Source organism: Stenotrophomonas sp. 115C5 (assembly GCF_056861055.1).
Genome location: NZ_JBSPUQ010000006.1, coordinates 138,864 through 163,303 on the forward strand (window position 1 = coordinate 138,864; position 24,440 = coordinate 163,303).

Annotated in this window: 19 protein-coding genes; 9 read left to right on the forward strand and 10 right to left on the reverse strand. The window is 68.1% G+C overall.

Annotation, left to right across the window (positions count from 1 at the left end):
* The first annotated feature begins 33 nt into the window (after positions 1-33).
* Entirely contained in the window at positions 34-1,842 is a 1,809-nt protein-coding gene (gene eptA, locus AC13FN_RS09930; protein WP_049437626.1) for a phosphoethanolamine transferase EptA, read from the forward strand.
* On the opposite strand, the gene AC13FN_RS09935 is transcribed toward eptA, so the two are convergent.
* Positions 1,746-2,666, reverse strand: a complete 921-nt coding sequence (locus tag AC13FN_RS09935) for a M14 family metallopeptidase (protein WP_049437628.1) — start codon at positions 2,664-2,666, stop codon at positions 1,746-1,748. The genes eptA and AC13FN_RS09935 overlap by 97 nt on opposite strands.
* 144 nt (positions 2,667-2,810) lie before the next feature.
* On the opposite strand from AC13FN_RS09935, the gene AC13FN_RS09940 reads away from it, so the two are divergent.
* The 6 genes from AC13FN_RS09940 (at position 2,811) to AC13FN_RS09965 (ending at position 10,872) form a co-directional block, all read left to right on the forward strand.
* Positions 2,811-3,464: a DUF3348 family protein gene (locus AC13FN_RS09940; RefSeq protein ID WP_049437630.1), complete on the forward strand. Its 654-nt coding sequence runs from the start codon at positions 2,811-2,813 to the stop codon at positions 3,462-3,464.
* A 10-nt stretch (positions 3,465-3,474) separates the two neighbouring features.
* The gene (locus tag AC13FN_RS09945; protein ID WP_049437632.1) at positions 3,475-5,739 is read left to right on the forward strand and encodes a DUF802 domain-containing protein; all 2,265 of its coding nucleotides are present in this window, start codon (positions 3,475-3,477) and stop codon (positions 5,737-5,739) included.
* Positions 5,736-6,374, forward strand: coding sequence for an OmpA family protein (locus AC13FN_RS09950; protein ID WP_005409939.1), 639 nt, complete (start codon positions 5,736-5,738; stop codon positions 6,372-6,374). Before AC13FN_RS09945 ends, AC13FN_RS09950 begins: the two co-directional genes overlap by 4 nt.
* Positions 6,298-6,741: a DUF2894 domain-containing protein gene (locus tag AC13FN_RS09955; protein ID WP_482984673.1), complete on the forward strand. Its 444-nt coding sequence runs from the start codon at positions 6,298-6,300 to the stop codon at positions 6,739-6,741. The genes AC13FN_RS09950 and AC13FN_RS09955 overlap by 77 nt, the downstream gene beginning before the upstream one ends.
* 330 nt (positions 6,742-7,071) lie before the next feature.
* Positions 7,072-9,390 (forward strand): TonB-dependent receptor, encoded by a 2,319-nt coding sequence (locus AC13FN_RS09960; RefSeq protein ID WP_054171916.1) that lies wholly within the window; start codon positions 7,072-7,074, stop codon positions 9,388-9,390.
* Positions 9,391-9,411: 21 nt separating this feature from the next.
* Positions 9,412-10,872: an esterase-like activity of phytase family protein gene (locus AC13FN_RS09965; protein ID WP_054171917.1), complete on the forward strand. Its 1,461-nt coding sequence runs from the start codon at positions 9,412-9,414 to the stop codon at positions 10,870-10,872.
* 89 nt (positions 10,873-10,961) lie between these two features.
* On the opposite strand, the gene AC13FN_RS09970 is transcribed toward AC13FN_RS09965, so the two are convergent.
* The 9 genes from AC13FN_RS09970 to AC13FN_RS10010 form a co-directional block, all read right to left on the reverse strand.
* Positions 10,962-11,720: a 2,3-dihydro-2,3-dihydroxybenzoate dehydrogenase gene (locus tag AC13FN_RS09970; RefSeq protein ID WP_054171918.1), complete on the reverse strand. Its 759-nt coding sequence runs from the start codon at positions 11,718-11,720 to the stop codon at positions 10,962-10,964.
* Entirely contained in the window at positions 11,711-15,601 is a 3,891-nt protein-coding gene (locus AC13FN_RS09975) for an enterobactin synthase subunit F (RefSeq protein ID WP_217013509.1), read from the reverse strand. The genes AC13FN_RS09970 and AC13FN_RS09975 overlap by 10 nt, the downstream gene beginning before the upstream one ends.
* Positions 15,598-15,855 (reverse strand): phosphopantetheine-binding protein, encoded by a 258-nt coding sequence (locus AC13FN_RS09980; RefSeq protein ID WP_049437644.1) that lies wholly within the window; start codon positions 15,853-15,855, stop codon positions 15,598-15,600. Before AC13FN_RS09980 ends, AC13FN_RS09975 begins: the two co-directional genes overlap by 4 nt.
* A complete protein-coding gene (locus AC13FN_RS09985) occupies positions 15,855-16,487 on the reverse strand; it encodes an isochorismatase family protein (protein WP_024958585.1) in 633 nt (210 codons plus the stop codon). The genes AC13FN_RS09980 and AC13FN_RS09985 overlap by 1 nt, the downstream gene beginning before the upstream one ends.
* A complete protein-coding gene (locus AC13FN_RS09990) occupies positions 16,487-18,139 on the reverse strand; it encodes a (2,3-dihydroxybenzoyl)adenylate synthase (protein WP_054171920.1) in 1,653 nt (550 codons plus the stop codon). The genes AC13FN_RS09985 and AC13FN_RS09990 overlap by 1 nt, the downstream gene beginning before the upstream one ends.
* Positions 18,136-19,329 (reverse strand): isochorismate synthase, encoded by a 1,194-nt coding sequence (locus AC13FN_RS09995; RefSeq protein ID WP_217013512.1) that lies wholly within the window; start codon positions 19,327-19,329, stop codon positions 18,136-18,138. The genes AC13FN_RS09990 and AC13FN_RS09995 overlap by 4 nt, the downstream gene beginning before the upstream one ends.
* Positions 19,326-20,522, reverse strand: a complete 1,197-nt coding sequence (locus AC13FN_RS10000; protein ID WP_054171922.1) for an MFS transporter — start codon at positions 20,520-20,522, stop codon at positions 19,326-19,328. The genes AC13FN_RS09995 and AC13FN_RS10000 overlap by 4 nt, the downstream gene beginning before the upstream one ends.
* A 154-nt stretch (positions 20,523-20,676) precedes the next feature.
* Complete coding sequence (locus AC13FN_RS10005) at positions 20,677-20,988, reverse strand: DUF3817 domain-containing protein (protein WP_053443181.1); 312 nt, start codon at positions 20,986-20,988, stop codon at positions 20,677-20,679.
* A 145-nt stretch (positions 20,989-21,133) separates the two neighbouring features.
* The gene (locus tag AC13FN_RS10010) at positions 21,134-22,078 is read right to left on the reverse strand and encodes a TIGR03571 family LLM class oxidoreductase (RefSeq protein WP_054171923.1); all 945 of its coding nucleotides are present in this window, start codon (positions 22,076-22,078) and stop codon (positions 21,134-21,136) included.
* 66 nt (positions 22,079-22,144) lie between these two features.
* On the opposite strand from AC13FN_RS10010, the gene AC13FN_RS10015 reads away from it, so the two are divergent.
* Together AC13FN_RS10015 and AC13FN_RS10020 are read left to right on the forward strand one after the other, a co-directional pair.
* Positions 22,145-22,594, forward strand: a complete 450-nt coding sequence (locus AC13FN_RS10015; protein ID WP_054171924.1) for a GNAT family N-acetyltransferase — start codon at positions 22,145-22,147, stop codon at positions 22,592-22,594.
* Positions 22,595-22,713: 119 nt separating this feature from the next.
* A complete protein-coding gene (locus AC13FN_RS10020) occupies positions 22,714-24,234 on the forward strand; it encodes a thioredoxin family protein (protein ID WP_054171925.1) in 1,521 nt (506 codons plus the stop codon).
* The last annotated feature ends 206 nt before the right edge of the window (positions 24,235-24,440 follow it).

Here is a 24,440-nt window from a genome sequence, read left to right on the forward strand (position 1 = left end):
ACTGCGCGCACTCCCGTTCCGCGGAACCTGCTCGTGCGTCAATGCCTCCGTTTTCCACGGCTCCATCCGATCGCTTTGGTCTGGGCCGCCGCACTGTTCTTCACCACGATTGGAAACATCGCCCTCTGGAAGACGCTGTGGGGGCTGATCGACCTTAGCAGCCTGCGCAGCGTGCTGTTCCTGGCCAGCTTGCCGGTGGTGCTGTTCTGCCTGTTCAACCTGATGCTGACGCCACTGCTGGCACTGCCGTTCCTGCGCAGGCCGCTGCTGGTGCTGCTCGTTGTCGTCAGCGCCGCCTGCAGCTACTTCATGCTGCACTACAACGTGCTGATCGATCGCAGCATGGTGCAGAACGTGTTCGAGACCAACCAGGCCGAGCTGAACGCCTATCTCTCGCTGCCACTGCTGTTGACCCTGCTGGCGCTGGGCGTGCTGCCTGCTGCCGGGCTGGCCCTGGTGCGCACCACCAGCGGGGCCGGTTCGATACGTTCGCTGCTGGTGTGGCCAGTCAACGTCCTGGTATCCATGATGGTACTGCTGGCAATCGGTTTCGCGCTCTACAAGGACTACTCCTCGCTGCTGCGCAACAACCGCTATCTCCGTGACCAGGTGCTGCCGTTGAACGTCGTGCGCCATACCCACGGTTATCTGAAAGGCCTCTACAGCACCCGCCAGCAACCTTTGCGCCCGATCGGCATGGACGCACGGCGCGTACCGGGGCCGCGCCCGAAGCTGGTAGTCATGGTCGTCGGTGAGACCGCGCGATCACAGAACTTCCAGCTCAACGGCTACCCACGCGCGACCAATCCCCGGCTCTCGCGCAAGGAAGGCGTCATCAGCTTCAGTGATGTTTCCTCATGCGGAACCGCAACGGCGATCTCGGTGCCGTGCATGTTCTCGCAGATGACCCGCCGCCAGTACGACGATGTACGCGCAGCGACCGAGGAGAACGTGCTCGACATCCTGCAGCGCACCGGCATCAGCGTGCTCTGGCGCAACAACAACAACGGCGGCTGCAAGGGCGTGTGCGAACGCGTGCCGACCGAGGACATGCCCGCGCTGAAGGTGGCCGGCCAATGTGTCAACGCCGACGGCACCTGCTACGACGAGGTGCTGCTGCATCAGCTCGAAACACGCATTGACGCCATGAACGGTGACGCCCTGGTCGTGCTGCACCAGCTGGGCAGCCACGGCCCGACCTACTTCGAACGCTACCCGGCACAGTCGCGGGCATTCAGCCCCACCTGCGACAGCAACCAGATCCAGCATTGCAGCAACGAGGCGCTGGTCAACACCTATGACAACACCCTGGTCCATACCGACCGCATGCTGGGCCAGGCCATCGACCTGCTGCAGGGCTATTCGGACCAGCGTGATGTCGCACTGATCTATGTGTCCGACCATGGCGAGTCACTGGGCGAACGCGGCATGTACCTGCACGGTACGCCTTACTTCATCGCACCGCGCGAGCAGACCCAGGTGCCGATGGTGATGTGGCTCTCACCGGAATTCAGCCGCAACGCGGGCGTGGACCTGGCCTGCCTGCGCGAGAATGCCCTGCACCGGGCGCACAGCCACGACAACGTCTTCCACTCACTGCTGGGCCTGTTCGGGATCAACAGCACGGTGTACCAGCGCGAACTGGATGTCTTCGCCGGCTGTCGCCCGTCGGCTTCGCCGGCCGTGGCCACCTCGCCAGCGAGGCAGCGCCGGTTGATGCCGGTCGCTGCCCGCAACGTGGCGCGTTACTGCGCCGCCAGGGCGAAATCCAGACCCGCGCACACCGCCGCCACCTGGGCGTCGTTGCATTCCTGCGGGTTGGTGCGCGGGCTGTCCGGGTAGACCTCGGTGGTGGTCGCAAAGCGCGCGTCGGTGAAGCCGGCGCAGGCGCCGATCGAACGCGACTCACCCCAGACCACGCCTGGCGACTGCAGCGGCAGGCCGACCAGGTTGCCCTCGGCGTCGGCCGGGGCGATATGGGTGACCGGGGCGACGGCGGTGATCAATGCCTTCTGGAATTCGGCCTGCGGATCTTCGCTGTTGCCGATCACGTAGAAGCCATCCGGAATGGTGTCGCGCTCGAACGGCTTGCCGTCGCGGGCGCAGCGGGCCGGATCGAACTCCTGCAGGTCGCTGTCGGTGGTCTCGTGCAGGTCCAGGTGCACCAGCAGGTTCGGCTTGCGCTCGGCCACCCAGCGCATCAGCGCGGCGGCTTCCTCGATCTGGCCGCCGTCACGGAAGCTGCGGTTCGGGTCGATGGCATCCGGGTTCCAGCGCTGGATGCGCTCGTAGCCCCACGGGCTGACGCACGGCGCCACGATCAGGTTCAGCCGGCCCAGGTAACGCTCGGCCTGCTGTTCCAGGAACTGCAGGGCGCCATGCACGCCGCTGGTCTCGTAGCCATGCACGCCACCGGTGATCAGCGCGGTCGGCAGCGCCGGGTTCCAGTCGTGGTTGACCACGGCAAACAGCGGGTAATGGTCCGGCGCATAGTCCAGCTGGCCGTACTGGATCACATCGAAGCTGTCGTCCAGCCGCTCAAGGGCGGCCACCACGTCGTCGTGATAGCTGCGCTGGCGCTGCTGGCGGGCCCGCCACTGTGCGCGTTCCGCGTCGCCCCAGGGCTGTCCGGGGGTGCCGATCGGGTAGAACTGCGCAACAGTCATTGGGTACTCCAAGGGTCGAACGGATGGGTGCAGCCGGTCATTCTAAGCCTTGTCGCGCCTGCGGGTCCCCTCCCCCGGCCCGGCCTTCATCCAGGCCGGGTCATCTGGTTGTAAAATCAATGGTTTTTGGCCCCACACCCCTTGATGGCGAACGCAGCGCAGCCGGTCCTGGGTGGACCGGAGTTCCTCCGCCTGCTCGCCCGTCTCAGCGACGGCGCGATGCCGGCCACCAGTCCCGCCCTGACCGATCGCCTCGGCCAGTGGGTGGACTGGAGCCGTGCCGTGGCCCTGTCCGGGGCGCTCGGTGGACGCCTGCCCGACCCCGGTGAAGCCGCCGAGGCAGTCGAGGATGTGCTGGCCGACTGTGCCCAGGCGCACGCCAGCCTGCTCGCCTCGATCAGTGAGGATGCCGAGGCCGAGCGCCTGCTGGACCTGGCCGAAGCTGCCGCCGCACCCAACTTCGCCTCGCTGCGCCAGCGCTACCGGGTACTGCAGCAGGCCATCCAGACCGCCACCGGGCGCCTGCGCGGCCGTCTGCGCGACCAGCTGGTGAAGGTTTCGCCCGAGCTGGCACGGCTGGCCGAGGTCGATGCGGTGATGGAACAGACCCTCACCCCGCGCGAGCACAGCCTGCTGGCCACCGCGCCGGCGGTGCTCGGCGCCCGTTTTGAACGCGTGCACGGCCAGCCCGGCTGGCGCACGGCCTTCCGCCATGACATGCGCACGCTGCTGCTCGCCGAGCTGCAGCTGCGCTTCCACCCGATCGAAGGGCTGCAAGACGCCCTGCGCTCCCACTGACCGGAACACCATGTCCAGAACTGCTTTCCATGTCGTTGTTTTCCTTGTCGGCCTGCTGGCCGTGTGCTGGATCGGCATTGGCTACGTTTCGGTGCATCCGCTGGGTGCAGCGGTGGCGGCGATCATCGCGGCCTGCTACATCGCCGGTGGCGTGGAGCTGTACCGCTACCGCCAGGCCAGCAACGGCCTGCGCACCGCGCTGAGTGATCTGTCCGGCGCCAGGGAAAGCCTTGCCCCTTGGCTGGAACGCGTGCCGGTGGGCCTGCGCAACGCCGTGCGCCTGCGCGTGGAAGGCGAGCGCACCGCCCTGCCCGCACCGGTGCTGACCCCTTACCTGGTCGGCCTGCTGGTGCTGCTGGGCATGCTCGGCACCCTGCTGGGCATGATGGACACGCTGCGCGGCACCGGCCTGGCCCTGCAGAGCGCGACCGACATGGCCGCCATCCGCGGCTCGCTGGCCTCGCCGGTACAGGGCCTGGCGGTGGCATTCGGCACCTCGATCGCCGGTGTGGCCAGCTCGGCCATGCTCGGCCTGCTGGCGGCGCTGCTGCGTCGTGACCGGCTGCAGGCCGTGCAGCAGCTGGACCGGGCCATTGCAAGCGACCTGCATCCCTACTCGCAGGCCTGGCAGCGCGCCGAGTCGCTGCGCCTGCTGCAGGTACAGTCCGCCGCGCTGCCGGCACTGGTCGACCGCCTGCAGGCGATGACACAGACCTTTGAACAGCACAGCACGGCCGCCAACGAGCGCCTGCTGGCCGGCCAGGCCGAATTCCTGACCCAGAGCCAGGCGCTGCAGGAGCGCCTGGCGGTCTCGCTGCAGCAGTCGCTGCGCGAAGGTGCCGAAGCCAGTGCCGCCGCCATCGGTGGCGCGCTGCAGCCGATGGCCGAGACCACGTTGGCCGGTCTGGCCCACCATGGCGAGGCACTGCACGCCCGCGTCGAGCAGGCCGTGCAGCAGCAGCTGGCTGGCCTGAGCGACGGTTTCGAGCGCAGTCGCATTGCGACCGAGGCCAGCTGGGCCAAGGTGGTGAGTGAACAGACCCAGGCACAGCAGGCACTGGTGGGCGATCTGCGCCAGCACCTGCAGGCCTTCAGCGATGGCCAGGCCACGCATGCCGAAGCGCTGGTCGCACGTATCGGCGAGCGCCTGCAGGCCGATGCACAGGACAATGCGGAGGCCTTGCGTGCCGCCGCCGAACAGCAGCATGCGCTGAACAGCGCGCTGGTCGAGCGCCAGCAGCAGGCGCTGCTCGCAGCCGGCCAGCAGCTGGACGCGCACGCGCAGGCGTTGCTGCAGGCACTGGAGCAGCGCCACAGCGCCAGCCAGTCGCTGCTGCAGGACCACGAACAGCAACGCGCGCAGGATTGGCAGGCCGCCCAGGCCGCCGCCGCAACCGCGCATGCCGAACTGCAGGCCAGCCTGGACAGCCGCGAGCAGCAGCGCCAGGCGCGATGGGACGCGGTCAGCGCCGAACTGCAGCAAGCCCACGCCGCGCTGCATGCGCAGCTTCAGGCCGGCGACGAACAGCGCCTGCAGCGCTGGAGCGATGCCTTGCAGCACGTTTCCACCGACCTGGCCGAGCGCCTGCAGGCCAACGGCGAACGCCTCGCCGCACAACAGCAGCGGGTCTGCGACACGCTGGCCGCCACCGCGCAGCAGATCGGTGAGAACGGTCGCGCGCAGGCCAGCGCCACGCTGGCCGAAGTCTCCACCCTGCTGCAGACCGCGGCAGCCGCGCCGAAGGCCGCTGCCGACGTCATCAACGAACTGCGCAGCACCCTGTCCGAAAGCCTGGTGCGCGACAACGCAATGCTGGAAGAGCGCGGTCGCCTGCTGGCCACCGTGCAGACCCTGCTCGATGCGATCAATCATGCTTCGCACGAGCAGCGCACCGCCGTGGACGCGCTGGTCGGCGGCTCCGCCGAGCTGCTGGAACGCGTCGGCAACCGCTTCACCGACCATATCGCCGCCGAGACCGGGAAGCTGGACGGCATCGCCGCAGCGCTCAACGGCAGCGCCGGTGAAGTGGGCCAGTTGGCCAGCACCTTTGGTGAGGCGGTCGCGCAGTTCGGCAGTGCCTCCACCGAGCTTTCCGGCCGCCTGGAACAGATCGGCGGCGCACTGGATGCCTCGCTGGCGCGCAGCGACGAGCAGCTGGCCTACTACGTGGCGCAGGCGCGCGAGGTGGTCGACCTCAGCCTGCTGTCGCAGAAGCAGGTAATGGAGGAACTGCAGCAGCTGGCCGCGCGCCGCGGCAAGGCCGCCAGCGCATGAGCGACGAACTGGAGGTCGATGGCGGCTCGCATGCCCCGATCTGGGCCGCCTTTGGCGACCTGATGTCAGTGCTGCTGGGGGCGTTCGTGTTGATCCTGGTCGGCGTGGTCGCCGTGCAGCTGGAGCTGTCGCAGCGGCTGGACCAGGAGGTGAAGCAGCGCCAGGCCGAAGCCAAGCGTCTGCAGACCCTGGAACAGGCACTGGCCGGCCCGCTGGCTGCTGGCCGGGTGACGCTGGTCGACGGCCGCATCGGGATCAGCGGCAGCGTGTTGTTCGCGCTCAACTCCGACCAGCTGCAGCCGGAAGGCCAGGAGCTGCTGCGCAGCCTGGCGGCACCGCTGGCCGCCTATCTGGGCAGTCGCGAAGAAATCCTCATGGTCAGCGGCTTCACCGATGACGCGCCCGTGCGCGAAGGCAACCGCCGCTTCGCCGACAACTGGGAGCTGTCCGCGCAGCGTTCGCTGACCGTGACCCGCACCCTGATCGCCGATGGCGTACCGGCCGACGCCGTGTTCGCCGCCGCATTCGGCAGCGAGCAGCCGGTCAGCTCCAACGCCAATGAGGAAGGCCGCGCACGCAACCGTCGCGTGGAGATCGCGCCGATTCCCAAGCCCAAGGCGCCGGATGCCAAGTAAGCCGCCAGCGCTCGAAGGCCTGCGCGCACTGGTGCGCGACCTGGACGCAGGGTCGCGCTCGCTGCCGCATTACCCGCAGGTGCCGATGCTGCAGCAGGTGCAGCGCGAGTGGTCGGAACTTCGCAGCGAACTGCAGGTGCGCCGCTCGCTGCGCACCGAGGCCCCCGCCGACGGCGGCCCGCTGAACTCGGCGGTGCTGGTGCAACGCATGCTGGACACGATGCAGGCGACCAGCCCCGGCTACCTGCGCCACTTCATCGACTACGTGGACACCTTGTCCTGGCTGCAGGCGGTGCAGTATGGCGCCGCCAGCGGCGCAGATACCGCAAAGCCGAAGCGCGCGCGCAAGCCGCGCAACGCTGGGTAAGCATTTGGTAGCTGCCAACCTCGGTTGGCGCTCCTTCACCACGATGCTGCCCATGCCAACCAAGGTTGGCGTCTACCGTGACCCTGAAGCGTTTGTAGAGCCGAGCCCATGCTCGGCTCCGGGAACACGCAGCCGAGCATGGGCTCGGCTCTACAGGCCTGCGCCTCACAACAACTGAACATGTCACCAGACAGTCATCTGTCTAGCGCACCATTTTCACGTGGACCCACGGCGCCTTCAGCGCCTGCAGTCGCATCGCTTGTCTCCCCTTTTCAATTCCATGAGCTCCGCGCCAGCGCGGTAGCTCGTGCCTGCCTGAGTGTCTGCAACATGACGAAGACTTTGTTGGCCGCCGCGCTGTCGATCGCGCTTGCTCCCGCGGCCTGGGCGCAGGATGCTGCCCCGACCTCCAGCACGCCCTCGGCCACCACCCTCGATGCGGTCTCGGTAATCGGCAGCGGTGAAGCGCGTCAGGTGCAGCGCATCACTCGCGAGAACCTCGACATCCTGCCGCCGGGTACCAGCCTGCAGAAGACCCTGAACCTGCTGCCGGGCGTCAACGCGCAGTCGGCCGATGCGCTGGGCACCAATGAGCAGTCGATGACGCTCAGCCTGCGCGGCTTCAACTCCACCCGCCTCGGCTACACCCTGGACGGCGTGCCGCTGGGCGACGGTGCGTACAACAACTACAACGGACTGACCATCAACCGCGCGCTGATCAGCGAGAACATGGCCGGCGCCGAACTGGCCGTGGGCATCGGCAGCCTCGGCACGCCGTCCACCAGCAACCTCGGCGGCACCATCTCGTACACCTCCGACCGCCCGGCGCAGGAACTCGGCGGTCGCGTGGTGCAGACCTTCGGCAGCGATGCCAACCGCCGCACCTTCGTGCGCGTGGACAGCGGCGAGTACAACGGCTTCTCCGGCTACGTTTCCGGCATGAATGCGGTCTCGGACCTCTGGAACGACCAGACCGCCTATAACACGTCCACCACCAAGCAGTTCAACGCCAAGGGGGTGTGGAACTTCGGCCGCGGCCAGCTCACCGGTTTCGTCGATACCTCGCGCACCACCCAGGCCGACTACTTTTACCTGTCCAAGGACGAGATGTCGCGCGGCCTCGGCTGGGACTGGGGCGGCTACGCACCGGACTGGAACAAGGCCGTTGCAAAGGCCTACTGCAATACCGCCAGCCTCAACGCGAAGAAGTGCGACAACAGCGGCCCGGACAAGGATGCCGATGGTGCCTTCACCGCCGGGCAGATCCTGCGCGATGACAACCTCTACTACCTGGCCGGCGACTTCTTCCTGGCCGATGGCTTCAGCCTGCGGGCGCTGGCCTATCACCACGACGATCGCGGCGAAGGCCACAACTGGAACAGTGGCGCGTGGTCGAACAAGGGCACGGCGCAGGAGATTCCAATCATCTTCCGCAACACCATCTACACCATCGACCGCGATGGCGGCACGCTGTCGTTCGACTGGGAGCTGGGTGCACATCGCATCGAAGGCGGCGTCTGGTACGAGCGCAACACCAGCAGTGCCGAGCGCTACCAGACCGCCGTGGATGGCCCGCGCGACCTGAGTGGCATGAACACCCTGCCCTCCGACGTCGGCGTGTTCGCCCAGCGCACGCGCTGGAAGACCCATCAGTTCTTCCTGAAAGACACCTGGCGCCTGCTTGATGATCGCCTGACGCTGGAGTTGGGCGCCAAGAGCCCGCATGCCACCTCCGATGCACAAGCACTACCGGGCGACGCGAAGACGCCGATCTCGCCGACCTCGAACAACCAGTTCGCCACCGGCTCGCTGAAGGCCAGCAAGAATTTCCTGCCCAGCATCGGCGCCAACTTCCGCCTAGCCGAGCACCACGAAGTGTTCGCCAGCTACGCCGAGAACATCGCCATGTTCCAGGGCGGGTTCAAGCTGGGCCCGCAGGCGGTCAGCCAGGCCACCTGGAATGCGCAGGGCAACCTGAAGCCGGAGGAATCGCGCTCGCTGGAAGCCGGCTACCGCTTCGTCACCGATACCCTGCAGGCCTCGATCGCCGCCTACAGCGTGCGCTTCGACAACCGCCTGCTGCAGTACAACCCCTGCGACTCGCGCCAGCCGGTCGGCCCGACCTGCGGCAACCGCTTCTACAACGTGGGCGGCGTCGACAGCCGCGGCGCCGAGCTGACCGTGCTGTGGACCCCGAACGAGCACTTCAGCTGGTACACCTCGGCCTCGCTGAACCGTTCGACCTATGCGTCCAACTACGTGCAGGCGGGTGTCGAGCAGCAGATCAAGGGCAGGATCCAGACCGATACGCCCAAGCAACTGCTGGCCACCGAGATCACCTGGCGCGACAACGGCTGGTTCGCCAGCCTGCGCGGAAAGTACACCGGCGAACGCTTCTACACCTACACCAACGACCAGGGCTTCGGCGGCTTTACCGTGTTCGATCTGGCCGGCGGCTATGACTTCGGCCAGGTCGGCTTCGCCAAGGGCATGCGCCTGTCGTTCAACGTGACCAACCTGACCAACAAGCGCTACGCCAGCAACCTGGATTCGAGCGTGTTCGCGCCCAGCGATCCGGCCGGAAAGCTGTACGTGTTCCATGCCTCGGCGCCGCGCCAGGTGTTCGGTACCATCGACCTTCGCTTCTGATCGACGGCCTGGAGTCCACCGATGCTTGCTAGTGCCCTGCTGCTGGCCACCCTCTCCGCCAGCGGATACTCCGCTCCGCACGAGGCCGCTGGCGCACCGCCACGCACCTTGCAGTTAGGCGGTCGCACTTACGTGGATAAAGGTCTGGTCGCCGCCGGGCGGTTGCCCGCGGGCACGGTGGATTTCCTCGGCGACACGCTGGGCTCGTTCTCGTCGCTGGCGGTGCAGCCCGGCACCTGGAAACGGACCGCCAACGGCTACGAGGGTGTGCTGTGGACCCTGCCCGACCGTGGCCGCAACGATCCCGAGGCCGGCCTGTTCTACGACTACGCCGGCCGCGTCGAGCGCATGCAGCTGCGTATCGACGTTACCCCGGGCAAGGCCGGTGCGCTGGGTACGCTGACGATGGTGCCGGACAAGGGCGTGGTACTGAAGGACTTCAACGGCCAGTCGTTCACCGGCGCCGACCCCGGCGACCATACGATCACCCAGCGCGAGGTGGTGCTGCCCTCGCCGGCCAGCGGCGCCGGTGCGGGCAAGGTCTCGCTGGACGCGGAATCGTTGCAGTTCACCGCCGATGGCCACTTCTACATCGGCGATGAGTACACCGCCAACGTCTACTACTTCGATGCACAGGGCCAGCTGCAGGGCGTGATCGTGGCACCGCCTGCGATCCGTCCCCAGCGCGATGGCAAGCCCGCCTTTGGTTCGCTGGTGCCGCCGCAGACTGGGCGCCGCAACAACCAGGGAGTGGAAGGCATGGGCCTGTCGCCCGACGGCAGCCGCCTGTTCGTGGCCCTGCAGAGCGCGACGCTGCAGGACAGCGCACGGGGCAATGCAGCCGGTCGCATCAACACCCGCGTGCTGGTCTACGACGTGACGACCTCGCCAACGCCACAGCAGCCGATCGGCCATTACGTGATGGCGTTGCCTGCCTACGCCCACGACGGCAAGGGCAAGCTGGACCGAACCGCGGCGCAGAGCGAGCTGCGTGCGCTGGATGCCAACCGCTTCCTGCTGCTGGCCCGCGATGGCAATGGGTTGGGCAAGGACGGCGACGACCCGATCGTCTACAAGTCGGTGCTGCTGGTCGATGTGGCCGATGCCACCAACCTGGCCGAAAGTGCTTATGAAACCGGCACGACCTCGGTCCTGGCCGACCCGACCGGCACCGCGCTGAAGCCGGAGATCATGCCCGCACGCAGCGACGAACTGCTGAACCTGCTCGACCGCCCGCAGCTTGCGCGTGCCGGGCTGGACCTGGACACGAAGCGCGGCCTGCATGCTGGGCTGCTGTCGGAAAAATGGGAAGCCATGGATGTGCTCCCGGCGCTCGACCCACAGCTTCCGAACGACGTGCTGCTGCTGATCGGAAACGACAACGACTTCATCGCCCGCCACTGCCGCATGCAGGGCCAGGCCTGCGACAGCCCGTACGACAACGACAACCGCGTGCTGGTGTACCGCCTCACACTGCCCTGAGCGCAAACCGATGCCAGCCCGCTGTAGAGCCGAGCCCATGCTCGGCTGCCTTCGCCCTCAGCCGAGCATGGGCTCGGCTCTACAAAAGCTCACCCACGCAGGGTGGCGCCGCCGTCGACGTACAGGTCGCTCATCGCCACATGCCCGGCCTGTTCCGAGAGCAGGAACATCACCGAGTGCGCGATGTCCTCGGGGGTGGCCAGCTTGCGCAGCGGAATGCCGGCCTTGTAGGTTTCCAGGCTGCCGGTGATCACCCGCTCGGCACCATGCTCGTCCAACCACATGCCGGTCTGCATCGGGGTCAGTGTTGAACCCGGGGCCACGATGTTGCAACGGATGCCCAGCGGCGCCAGTTCCAGCCCGAGGCAGCGGGTAAACATGGTGGCCGCGGCCTTGGATGCGGCATAGGCGGCCATGCCGTGCCTCGGCACGCCGGCCGCATTCGAGCTGACGGTAACGAACGCGCCCTGCCTGCGCGGTGACATCACCCGCGACAGTGCACGACCGACATGGAACACGCCATCGGCGTTGACCGCGAACACCCGGCGCCATTCATCATCGGTGGTATCGGTCACGCCGCCCACATGCAGTACGCCGGCCACGCTGGCGGCCAGCATGATCGGTCCGATGCTGGACTCGACCTGATCCACCAAGGCGTCCACGGCGGCGCTGTCGGTTACATCGAGTGCGAGCGACTTCACCCGGGTATCGGCCACGCGCGGCGCCTCGCGATCGGTCGCCACCACCGTGCAGCCGGCCTCGGCCAACAGCCGTACCAACGCCTCGCCAATGCCGCCGGATGCACCCGTAACCAACGCTACGCGGCCCTCGAAACCGGTCAACTGCATGTTGCGATCTCCTGTTGCTCGTCCCATTGGCGCAGCCGCGCCGACAACCATGGCGCCAACTGCGCCACCGCATCGCGGCCGGTCAGTTCGGCGTGCAGGAACGGCAGTTCCAGCGCCTGCACCTTGCGCGCGTGGGCCCGCCACAACGCCGACTGCAGCTGCGGCCGTGCCTGATGATCACGGCCCGCACGCACGTGCACCAGCGTGCCGTCGAATGGCTGGTGGATATGCTCGCGGATCAGTCGATTGGTGCCGGTCACTGCGCGCACCACGCCATCGAGCACCACATCCGGCAGGCTGCCGAGTGCACTGCCGCCACGACGCAGGAACGCCAGAATGCGTTCACGGCTGTCGAGTTCCGGATGCGTATCCGGATCGTGGCCGGCAATCGCCAGCAGTGCCCGCAATGCGGCAATGGGATCGGGTTCCGGCTCGGCCCGCCAGCACTCGCTGGGATAGGCGTCCAGCAGCACCAGTTCGCCGACTTCGCGGCCGATCTCATGCAGGCGCACCGCCATCGCCTGGGCGAGGATGCCCCCCACCGACCAGCCCAGCAGGTGCACCGGCCCCTTTGGCTGCAATGCGACCACGCGCTGTACGTAGTCGTTGGCCATCGCCTCGATGCTGCTCGGCAGCGGCTGCCGCGCGTCCAGTGCCGGCGACTGCAGTCCATACACCGGGCGTGCCGGCTGCAGTGCCCGGGCCAGGGTGCGGTAGTTCCAGGCAATGCCCCCGGCCGGATGCAGCACGAACAGCGGCATGGGCCCGGCGGCGTCGGTCGCGGCCAATGCGATCACCGGCCCCAGCGCGTGATCAGCCAGCGCGGGCGGCTCGGCAATACGAACTGCCAGCGCGGCCACGGTGGGCTGCGCAAACAAGGCACCCAGACCCAGATCGCAGCGCCAGCGCTGCTCTATCGCCAGCAGCAGGTGCACCGCCGACAGCGAATCACCACCGAGACTGAAGAAATCTGCATCCACCGCCACCGGCGCCTCACGCCCGAGCGCCTGTGCGAACAGCAACGCCAGCTCCTGTTCCAGCGGCGTGCGCGGTGCCAATCCAGCGACGTCATGCTGTGGTGGCTTCGGCAACGCGTTGCGGTCGAGCTTGCCGTTGGCGGTCACCGGCCACTGGTCCACACCAACGAAGGCCGAGGGCACCATGTAGTCCGGCACACGCGTGGCTAGGTGGCTGCGCAGCTTTACGGCATCGGCAAGCGCGGTTGGCACATAGGCCACCAGCCGGGCATCGCCGGGCGCGTCCTGGCGCAGCAGCACTTCCACGCGCTCCACGCCCGGCAGTTCGCGCAGTGCCGCCTCGATCTCGCCCAGTTCGATGCGCAAGCCGCGCAGTTTCACCTGGTGGTCGCTGCGGCCGAGATACTCGACCGCACCATCGCGGCGCCAACGGGCTACGTCGCCGGTGCGGTAGATACGCTCGCCCGCCCGGAACGGATCTGCAATGAAACGTTCGGCGGTCAGGTCATCGCGACCGAGATAGCCACGCGCCAGCTGGACGCCACCCAGGTACAGGTCACCGGGCACGCCCACCGGCACCGGCTGCATCCGGGCGTCCAGCACGTACAGGCGGGTGTTCCAGACCGGGAACCCGATCGGCACCGGCCGCGAACGATCCTGCGCCGAAGCCGGCCAGTAGCTGACGTCCACCGCAGCTTCGGTCGGGCCATACAGGTTGTGCAGCTCGGCGTGCACACGCGCGTGGAAGCGGTCCCGGGACGAATCATCCAGTGCCTCGCCACTGGTGAACACCCGTTGCAGCTGCAGCCCTTCGGAGGCCGGTGCAGCGAGGAAGGCATCCAACATCGACGGCACGAAATGCGCCGTGGTGATGCCATGCTCGCGGATCAGCCGCGCCAGTTCGGTGGGGTCGCGATGCGCGTCCGGCCCGGCGACCACCAGCGTGGCTCCGCACAGCAGCGGCAGGAAGAACTCCCAGACCGAGACGTCGAAGGTGGCCGGGGTCTTCTGCAGCACGCGGTCGTCTGCCTTGAATCCATAGTGCTCGCGCATCCACAGCAGGCGGTTGACGATGGCGCGGTGTTCGACGACCACGCCCTTGGGCTCGCCGGTCGAACCGGAGGTATAGATCACGTAGGCCGCATCGTCAGGTGCCGGATCGGCCCACGGTGCGGCAAAACTCAGCGCAGTCCACTGCTCCGGCGCAAGCACTGGCACGCCGGCCATGCGTGCCGCTACGTCCGCCGCAGCCAGAACGCACACCGGCTGTGCCGACGCGAAAATACGTGCCAGCCGCTCATCGGGATGGGCCAGGTCCAGCGGAAGATAGGCCGCGCCTGCTCGCAGCACTGCGACCAGCGCGATCACCAGCTCCAGCGAGCGCGGCAATGCCACCGCCACCACGCTGCCCGGGCCGACATCCATTGTCCGCAGCTGTGCCGCCAGCGCGAAGCTGCGCGCTTCCAGCGTTGCGTAGTCCAGCGTAGTGTCGCCGAACACCAGTGCCGGCGCGTGCGGGTCCCGATCCATGCCCTGCTGCAGCAGCTCGACCAGGGTCGTCTCCGGCAGGGCGTGCGCGGTGGCATTGAATCCGTGCAGCACCTGCTGCGCCTCCTCGGGCGTCGCCAGGGGCACGGCTGCGATATCGTCAGCCTGCAGTGTCGCGGACACGAAATGCAGCAGCCGCGCCGCGTGCGCCTCGACATCCTCGCGACTGTACAGCGCGGGATTGGCCTCGATCTCCAGATCCAGCAGCGCCTGGCCATCGCCACGGAAGCCCAGCGTCAGGTCATCCACCGGCCCGGTGCACAGCACCTCCAGCGCCGCCTGCGCGCCCGTCAGCGCCAGCGGCTTGTAGAACGGCTGCACATTCACCAGGGGGCCGTGCAGGCGCTGCTGCGCGCCGACCAGGCCCAGGTCCCGGCGCAGTTGCTCGCCGCGGTAGCGGCCGTGCTTGCGGCCCTGGCTGAGCTGCCGGCCCAGGCTGCGGGTAAAGGTTTCGACGCTGCCCTCGCCGGCGGCCACGCGCAGCGGCAACACATTCATCACCATCGCCGGTACCCGCGCCGACGCGTTGCCGAGCCGGCCCATGTAGGGCACGCCCAGCACCACTTCATCGGCCGCGCTCATCCGCCGCAGGTACTCGGCCGACAACGCGGCCAGCACGTCCGGCCAGGGCTGCAACCAACGTACCGATGCCTGCAGCAACTGCTCACGGAATGCCGCATCGAGCGGCTGCACCCAGCGCAGCGCGTCGTCACTGGCCGCGAGCGTACCGGCCAGGCCGACGCCCGCCGGTGCGCCCTGCATGTGCTCGCGCCACCATTGCCCGGCCTGCGTGCGGCGCGGGTCGGCGCGATAGGCCGCATCATCGGCCAGCACGCCAGTCAGCCCCGGCAGTGGCTCACCGGTACGACCGGCATACAACGCGCACACGCGATCAGTGAACAGCGCCATGCCGTAACCATCGGTGGCCAGATGATGCACCCGCAGGTACCAGACCCAGCGCTGCCCGCCCAGCTCAAGCAGCATCTGCTGACTGATCCGGTCTCGAGTGGGATCGACCGGACTCAGCCGGTCAGCGTGCATCAGGCTGCGCGCGGCAGCGGCGGCATCCGCCTCGGCGGAAACATCACGCACCGAAAGCAGCGGCACGTGTGCCGGGTCATGCCACTGCAGCGGCTGGCCATCGGCCCCTTCGGCAAAACGCAGTGCAAAGGCCTCGGCCTCGCCCGCAGCCTGGTCTGCCGCTGCGACGAACGCGGCCACGTCCAGCGGGCCGTCGATCCACACCGCGTGCGCGGTATTGAATGACGGGTTGTCCGGTGCCAGCCGCTGTGCGAACCACAGTCCAGCCTGGGCCTCGGTCAATGCCACCGGCGTGGCCAGCGCGACGGCGTTCATGCGCTCTGTGCGGCCTGCAGCGTCTGCACCACGCCCCACCACTGGCGCAGCGTGGTGTGCTCGGCCAGCTGCGAGAACTCCAGCGGCAGACCGGTGTTGCCCCAGGCCAGAACCAGGCCGAGCATGCGCATCGAATCCAGGTCCAGGTCGATCAGGTTGTCGTCGTCACCGATCTCGGCCGGCGTGCACTCCAGCACGCGCGCCACATCGGCACGCATCCGCTCCAGATCCAGCATCTCGCCGGCGGCAGCCATCACAGCACCTCCAGCAGCTGGTCGGTGGTCATCGGCACCCCGCTGGTGCGTGCGATCCAGTGCAGTGCCTGATCGTGATCGGCACGCGAGAAGTCCGCCACCGCATCGGCGGCAATGAACGCTTCGATGTCGCGCTGGAAGGCTTCCACCACGGTCGCGGTGCAGCCGATATGGGCGTACACGCCGGTGACCAGCAGCTGGTCACGGCCGCGCACCCGCATCAGCGTTTCAAGGTTGCTGCGCTGGAACGCGCTGTAGCGGTGCTTCACCAGCACGTGCTCGCCGGGCTGCGGTGCCAGCGCCTCGATGATCGGTTCGTGGTCGGCGCTGCGGCGCATGCCCGGTCCCCACAGATCGGCCTGCAGGCCACGGTCACGTCGGTCCTGGTCTCCATGCTGGGCGGTGTAGAACACCGGAATGCCGTGCGCGCGGCAATGTGCCAACAGGCGTGCGATGTTGTCCACGGCCGGCCGCAGCGGCGCGTTGCCAGCGTCGAAGGCGGCCAGAAAGTAACGTTGCATGTCGTGCACCAGCAGCGCGACACGATCGCGCTGGGGGCGCCACGGTCCGCGCGCCTGCGGGAGTTCAGCGGCGGTCGGCAAGGGGTAATCGGTGATGCGGGGCAGCGCCATCAGCGCGTTCCTCCTGTCTGTTGCAGATGACGCGCACGCAGCTGCGCGCGCAGTTCGCGGCGACTGATCTTGCCGACCGCAGTGGTATCGAAGCTGTCGACGAACACGATCTGGTCCGGCACCTTGAACGCCGCCAAGCCGCGCCCGCGCATCCAGGATTTCAGAGCCGGCGCCTTGAACGGTTCGCCCTGTGGAATCACGAAGGCGCAGCTGCGCTCGCCCAGATACTCATCGGGAATGGAGACCACGGCGGCGTCGAACACGCCGGGGTGGGCCAGCAGATGATCTTCGATCTCCTCGGCGGAGATCTTCTCGCCGGCGCGGTTGATGTGGTCACCTGCACGGCCCTGCACCACCAGGTAGCCTCCGGGCAGCTGCTGTACGCGGTCGCCGGTGCGATAGAAGCCGTCGTCGGTGAACGAGCGCGCATTGGCCACCGCATCGTTGTGGTAGCCACGGATGGTGTACGGGCCACGGGTGAGCAGATGCCCCACCTCGCCTTCGGCCACCGGCTGGTCATGGTCATCAACCACGCGCACTTCATCATCCGGACTGATCGGCCGGCCCTGGCAGGTCACGATCAGTTCCTCCGGGTCATCCAGACGCGTGTAGTTGACCAGGCCTTCGGCCATGCCGAACACCTGCTGCAGCGTGCAGCCAAGACCGTCGATCACGCGCCGTGCGGCTTCCGGCACCAGTTTGGCCCCGCCTACCTGCAGTACCTGCAGGCTGGACAGGTCATGCTTGCTGGTGGCGGCGGCCTGCGCCCACAGCAGCGCCAGCGGCGGCACCAGCCCGCAGCAGGTCACCTTCTCGCGGGCGATCAGCGGGAAGGCCGCATCCGGACCGGGGCCGGGGCTGAGCACCACGCGGGCGCCGGCATACAGTGCGCCGAAGAAGCCGGGCGAGCTCATCGGGAAGTTGTGCGCAGCCGGCAGCGCGACCAGGTAGACGCTGTCGCGGTCGATGCCGCAGAGGTCATTGCTGGCGCGGAACGAGTAGATGTAGTCGTCGTGGGTACGCGGAATCAGCTTGGACAGCCCGGTGCTGCCTCCGGAAATCTGCAGGAACGCCACCGACTGCGGGTCCGGATCGGGCGGCAGCTGGCTGCGATCGCCCTGCAGTGCCTCCAGCGCGATGAACTCCGCCGCATCGCCGTCGATCACCACATGGCGAACCGCCGGGACCTCGGCCTGCAGCGCCCGCGCCAGCCCGCGGTGATCGAAGCCGTCGTGCAGTGCCGTGGTGATGTAGGCACTGGCCTCGGCCTTGCTGGCGAAGTGCACCAGCTCGGTGATGCGGTGCGCCGGCAACGCGTACACCGGCACCAGCCCGGCACGGAACAGGCCACAGACCGTGGTGATGAAGCCTGCCGTGTTGCCCAGCTGCACCAGTACCCGTTCGCCGGGCTGCAGGCCGAGCGCCAGCAGGCCCGCGCCGATGCGTCCGGCCTCATGCCACAGCTGTGCGTAGCTCAGGCGGACATCACCGGCGACCACCGCGATGTCGTCGGCATAGCATTCCGCACGTTCGCGCAGGAACGCCGGGAAGGTCTCGCCACGCCAGTGACCGGCCTCGCGATAGCGCGCCATCAGGTCATCCGGCCACACCTGCTGCAGTGGCAGGCGGGAAGCGTCAGTGGAAGTGTTCATGCAGCAGGCTCGATGGCGGGCGCGGATTCATGGACACCCAGCGCGTTCAACAGGGCAGCAAACTTCGCTGCGGTTTCGGCCACCTCGGCCTCGGGTTGCGACTCGGCGACGATGCCGGCACCGGCGTACAGGCGCAGCTGCGTGCCCTGCAGGCGCGCGCAGCGGATCGCCACGTACCAGTCGCCGTCACCCTGTGCGTCCAACCAACCCACGGCGCCGGCATAGAAGCCACGGGGCACCGGTTCCAGCTCGCGGATGCGCTGCAATGCCGCCAGCCGCGGCGTACCGCAGACCGCCGGCGTGGGGTGCAGCTGCGCCAGCAGTTCGGCGGCAGACGCCTGCGGATCCTTCAGCGTGGCGTGGATGCGGGTGCCCAGATGCCACATGCTGGCGGTGGCATGCAGCACCGGCCGCGGCTGCGCATCGATGTGGCTGCAGTACGGTGCCAGGCCCTCGACGATGGCCTCGACCACATGGCGGTGCTCGTCGTGGTCCTTGGTCGAGGCCCGCAACGCCTGCGCCGCACGCTCGTCCTCGGCGGCATCGGCGCTGCGCCGCGCGGAGCCCGCCAACGGATGCGACAACAGTTCGGCACCGCGCTTGCGCAGCAGCAGCTCCGGCGTCGCACCGACCAGCCAGGCCGGTGCCTGGCCCAGCTCCACCGGAAGCGGCACCGCGTAGGTCGCCACCGACGGATCCGCGCCCAGGCGTGCCAGCAGCACGTCCGGAGAAAGCACCTGGCGGGTGCGTGCCAGCAGGCTGCGCGCCAGCACCACCTTGTGCAGGTTCTGCTCGGGCGCACGCAAGGCCTGCACTGCCGCAGCGACTGCAGCGGCATAGTCCTGCGGCACAGGTTCGGCCCGCAGGGCGCCGTCCAGCGGCGGTGCGGCCTGCGGCTGCAGTGCCAGCGCCGGCAGCAGGCGCTCGGGCTGGTACAGCGCATCGTCGGCACGCGGCTCGAACGGCACCGCGCCAACCAGCAGGCCCGGGCCGCCACGCTGCTGGGCAAAGAACTCCGAAACGCGTTCTGCCAATGTCGCCAGTGCACCGGCTGGCAACGTGGCGCGGCAACCGCGGGCGTGCACGTGCTGGCCGGCATGCTGCAGCAGGAACAGCGACGCGTCGTCGGTGCTCTCCTGTGGTGCTGGCGCAGCCTCCGGCCACGCGCCCTGCATCAGGGAATCGTTCATGGGGTCTCCTTCATCCGATGCACTGCGGCCAGCGCGCACAGCAACAGCAGCAGCGCGCCCACCAGCAGGTAAGGCAGGCTTGGCCCGCCGCGATACAACAGCGTGCCGAGCATCGGCCCGGCCACCATGCCCAGCCCCTGCGCGGCCGCCACGGTGCCTGCGGCGGCGCCCTGCTCGTGCGCCTCCACCGCATCGGCGGCCAGCGCCTGGAACGAGGGGAATACGAAGCCCATGCCAAACGCGGCCAGCGCATACGCCGCCGGCAACTGCCAGGCCTGCTGCACGCCTGCCACCGAGGCAAAGCCAATGCCGGAGATCAGGGCGCCAAGGACGATCCAGCGGCGTGGATGTACCTCCAGCTTCATCACCAGCGCCTGCGCCAGGATCAGGCCGACACCAACGGCGGTGAGTGCGATGCCGGCCATGCGTGCACCAGCCGCCGCATCCAGGCCCAGGCGATCAATCGCGAAGAAGCCAACCGTGACCTGCGCGATGGTCACCGAGACCATCGCGATGAACGCTGCCAGCTGCGGCAGGCGCAGGCGCGCGTCGAGGCGGCTCATCGGCGTGCGGCGCTGTGCGGACGCGCCCACCACCGGCGGTGTAGCCGGCAGCCGCCAGGCCAGCAATGCCAGTGCCAGCAACGGCAGCAGCGCGGCCACGTACAGCGCCAGCGACAGGTTCGTATAGGCCAGCCAGCCCGCGGCGGCCGGACCGAGCACCATGCCCAGCGCGTTGGCACTGCCCAGGCGGGCGAGGAATTTTGCACGCTGTCCGGAGGGTGCCTTGTCGGCGATCAGCGCGGCTGCGGTAGGAGGCACCGCCGCGTAGAACAGGCCGATCAGGCCACGCGCGCCGACCAGCACCAGCACTGACACCAGCACCGGCGGCACTGCCTGCAGGGCGACGTCGATGAACACCGCCAGCGCGATGTAGACCACGGTGTAGGCACTCATCGCCAGCATCAGTACGCGCTTGCGTCCGATGCGGTCGCTGAGCTGGCCCCAGGGGCGCGCGGCCAGCATCCACAGCACGCCTGCAGCGGTGACCGATAGCCCGGCATGCCACTCGGACAGGCCAAGCATGCGGACCACCGGGCCGATCACGGCGACGAAGGACATCATCGCCATGGTGCCGATCAGGGCAGCCAACACCAGCGCCGGCAAGCCGGGAACGACGGGACGTGCGTGCATGGAACACCAGCCGTAACAGGAAAGGATTGGCCGGGCGCGTCTGCACGCCCCGCCCGGCACCCGTCCAACTCAGAACCGGACGCCACCCATAAATGATAACGGCTCGTATTTGCATTTGATACCCATTCTCTTGAATGGGCATGCAACAGTGGGCTCAGCGCATCGCACGCAGGCCCAGCAGGCCGCGGCGCTTGAACCACCACTCCAGCGGTAGCGTCACCAGCGGCGGGATTGCCGCCAGCAGCGCCAAGGCACTGGCCCACCACGGCCAGCGCAGGCGCACCGCCGCAAACAGGGTAACCGCCACATAGGCCAGGAAGGCCACGCCGTGCAGGGGCCCGAACAGCTTCACCAGCGCTACGTTGGCCATCGGGCCGTACTTCATCCACATGCCGATGAGCAGGCCGGCCCAGGTCACAGCCTCGATGAAAGCGACCGCGGCGAACAGGCGTCCGGTCGGGTGCATGGGGGAACGTTGGGTCACGCGGGGCTCCGGCATCGGCGTATCAAATGCGAATGATACGCAGATGCACGCGCCGTGTAGAGTCGAGCCATGCTCGACTACTGCTGATTCCGCTCATCAGGCAGAAGCAGTCGAGCACGGCTCGACTCTACATACGGCGCGCGGAGACCGCTGGCAGAACGTGCTCCCCGATCTCCCGCAACACCGCGTCCATCGGTCGCCCGTTGTCGACCAGGTTGAACATCACATGCGCCACGCCCTGCGCATGCACGCGCAGCAGGTAATCACGCAGGCCATCGCGGCCGACCTTCAGGCCCAGCGGCAGCGGCTCGGCTGGCGCCTGCGGGTCTGCCTGCAGATCCAGAAGCATCGACTGCACGAATGGCTTGCCTGGCCCACCGCGCTGCACCAGTGCCTGTTGCCACAGCCCGATGCGTCCTTCCTGCGCGGCCTCCTCGCGGTGATAGGTGGCCCAGCCTTCGGCCTCGCGCGCGATCCACTGCAGGCTCTGCCGCGCGGTACCCACCACCAGCATCGGAATGCGCGTGGCCGGGGCCGGGAGCACGTCGAAGCCACCGGTCACCTGCAGTACGGCGGTCCGCTCATCGGCCTCCGGTGACAGCGCCGCGCGCAACAATGTCCAGCGCTCACGGAACGTCGCCGCCCTGCCCTCCAGATCCTCGCCGAATGCGGCGAACTCTTCCGGGCGGTCGCCCGAACCCAGGCCCAGCACGAAGCGGCCGCCACTGATCCGGTCCAGGCTCAAGGCCGACTTCGCCACCTGCAGCGGCTGGCGCAACGGCAGCACAATGGCCGCGCTGCCAACCACGATCCGCTCGGTCGCCGCAGCCAGCATGCCCAGCCACAGGAACGGATCGTCCAGCGCGCTGGCTGTCGCATCTGGCCCCTGCGGGACCATCAACGGCACATCGCGCGTCCACAACGCGGCAAAGCCCAGGTCATCGGCCAGTCGCGCGATACGTCGCGCCTCACGTGGATCGGCCAATCCATGCGACGCCACGGGCGTCATCAGGCCCAGGCTCAGACCCTGCTGCGGAAACAAGGCAGCGTACGCGGGATTGAAATCACTCATGCCGCCAGCTTAGCGTGCAGGCCTGCGGCAACGATGACGCGCCGCCCACCACTGGAAGAACACTGCATGCCGAGGATCCGCCCTGCCCACGTCGATGACCTGCCCGCGATCAGCGCGGTGTGCCTGGCTGCATTCACTGCGGCGGTCGCACCTTCGCTCAGCGCCGCCGGCATCGCCACCTTCGGCAATATCGCCGCAGCCGAAGCATTCGGTACGCGCCTGCAGGGCGACAACCACATCCTGGTGGCCGAGCAGGACGGCCGCGTCGTCGGCGTGATCGAACTGAAGGAAGGCCAGCACCTGGCGATGCTGTTCGTCGATCCCGCCTGCCAGGGCCAGGGCATCGGCCATGCCTTGTTCGTAGCCGTGCTGCCGAAGGTGCGCGAGCCGGTCCTGACCGTGCGCGCCTCACTCAATGCAGTACCAACCTACCTGCGCTACGGCTTCACGCTGGACGGTGACGTCGGCGAGTTCAATGGGCTGGTGTATCAGCAGATGGTGCGGGCAGCGGCCTGAAGGCATCCGCCGGCCAATGCCCGGCGGGCGTCATGCCCTGCCGCACGCCCGTCATAAGCAAACTGAATCAGCAGGCTCCCCGGCCGTTCCTACAATGGCCTGTCACCCTGCCCTTCGAGATGCTGCCGATGCGCGTCGCGCTTTCTATGTTGCTGCTGGCTTCGGCGCTGAGCGCCTGCACCCCGGCCCCGGTTTCCATCGCCAACTCCGCCGAGGTGCCCGCGCCGGCCAAGGCAATCGCCTGGCGCCAGGGCGATGTCGATGATGCCTTCGCCGAGGCCGCCGACAGCGGCAAGCCGGTGCTGCTGTACTGGGGCGCCGTCTGGTGCCCACCGTGCAACCAGCTCAAGGCGGGCCTGTTCAAGGACCCGGCCTTCATCGCGCTGACCAGCAAATTCGTTCCCGTCTACCTGGATGGCGACGAGGAAGGTGCGCAGGCCTGGGGCGAGCGCTTCGGCGTACGCGGCTATCCGACCCTGATCGTGCTGGACCCACAGCGCAACGAAATCACCCGCGTGGCCGGCGGCAATGACGCCGACGAACTGACCCGGGCACTGACCGTCGCCGCGGGCCGCCGCAGTGCTGTTGCCGCCACCTTGGCCACCGCGTTGGCAACGCCGGACCGACTGGCCGCAGAAGACTGGCAAGTGCTGGGTGACTACGGCTGGGAAGTGGACGCCAACCGACTGGCCGGCGAACGCAGCAGCCAGGATGTGCTGCGCCAGTTGTCCAAGGCCGCCCCCGACGCCGCCCTGCAGCGCCGCTTCGCCCTGCTGGCCTTGGCAACGGCCGAAAAGCCCGATGCCTCGCCCACCGAAGTACGCGAGCTGCTGCAGGCCGTGCTGGCGCAACCGGCGGAAGTACGCCGCAACCGTGAGTTGCTGGGCTATGCAGGCGTGCAGCTGGTCAAGCAGGCCAGTGCCGGGCCGGCCACCAGCAACACGCTGGGACAGCAGCTGCTGGTCGCACTGGAGCGCGCAGATGCCGAGCGCGGTGACCGCGCCGACGACGCGTTGTCGCGTGCGCTGACCGAAGTATCGCTGGCCCGCCAGCAGCAGCCGAAGGGCGCACTGCCCGTGGCCCTGGTTGATCGGGTCAAGCAGCGCGTGGCTGCTGCCGACGCTGCCGCCACCGATGCGCATGCGCGCCAGGCCACGATCAGCAGCGCGGTCTACGCACTGCGCCAGGTCGGTGACGACGCAGGCGCCGAGTCGCTGTTGCTGGCTGAGCTGAAGCGCAGCGAACAGCCGTACTACTACATGCCCGAGCTGGCCGAACTGGCCGAGCAGCGCGGCGACACCGCCGGTGCGCTGGAGTGGTTGAAGCGTGCCTACGACGGTGCGCAGGGCCCGGCCACCCGCGTGCAGTGGGGCGTGCTGTACGTGGAGGGCCTGCTGAAGCTGGCGCCGGACGACGCACCACGCATCGAGCAGGCCACCGCCTCGCTGATCGCCGAACTGGAAGCGCAGCCTTCCGGTTACCACCAGCGTACCCGCCAGCGTTTCGAGCGCCTGGCCGGGCAGTTGAAGACGTGGAGCGGCAAGCACCAGGGTGCGGAGACACTGGCGCGGCTGCAGCAGCGGATGCAGCAGGCCTGCGGTGATCAGGTGGATGGTGCGTGCAAGGACTGGTTGAGTTGAGTTGATGAAGGCGCTGGCGGCGGGTTCGTCTGCCGGCGCTTTTGTTGATATCGGTTGTGGCGGGGGAAGGGGCTGGCCGGGACACGCCGTAAACCCATCCTTGGGGGCTCGATGGCGCCATCCATGGCGCCAACGGTCCCGGCCAGCCCCTTCCCCCGCCACCCGACGGTTTCCTGCGAGCGCGGGCAACACATCAGCGCGCCGGT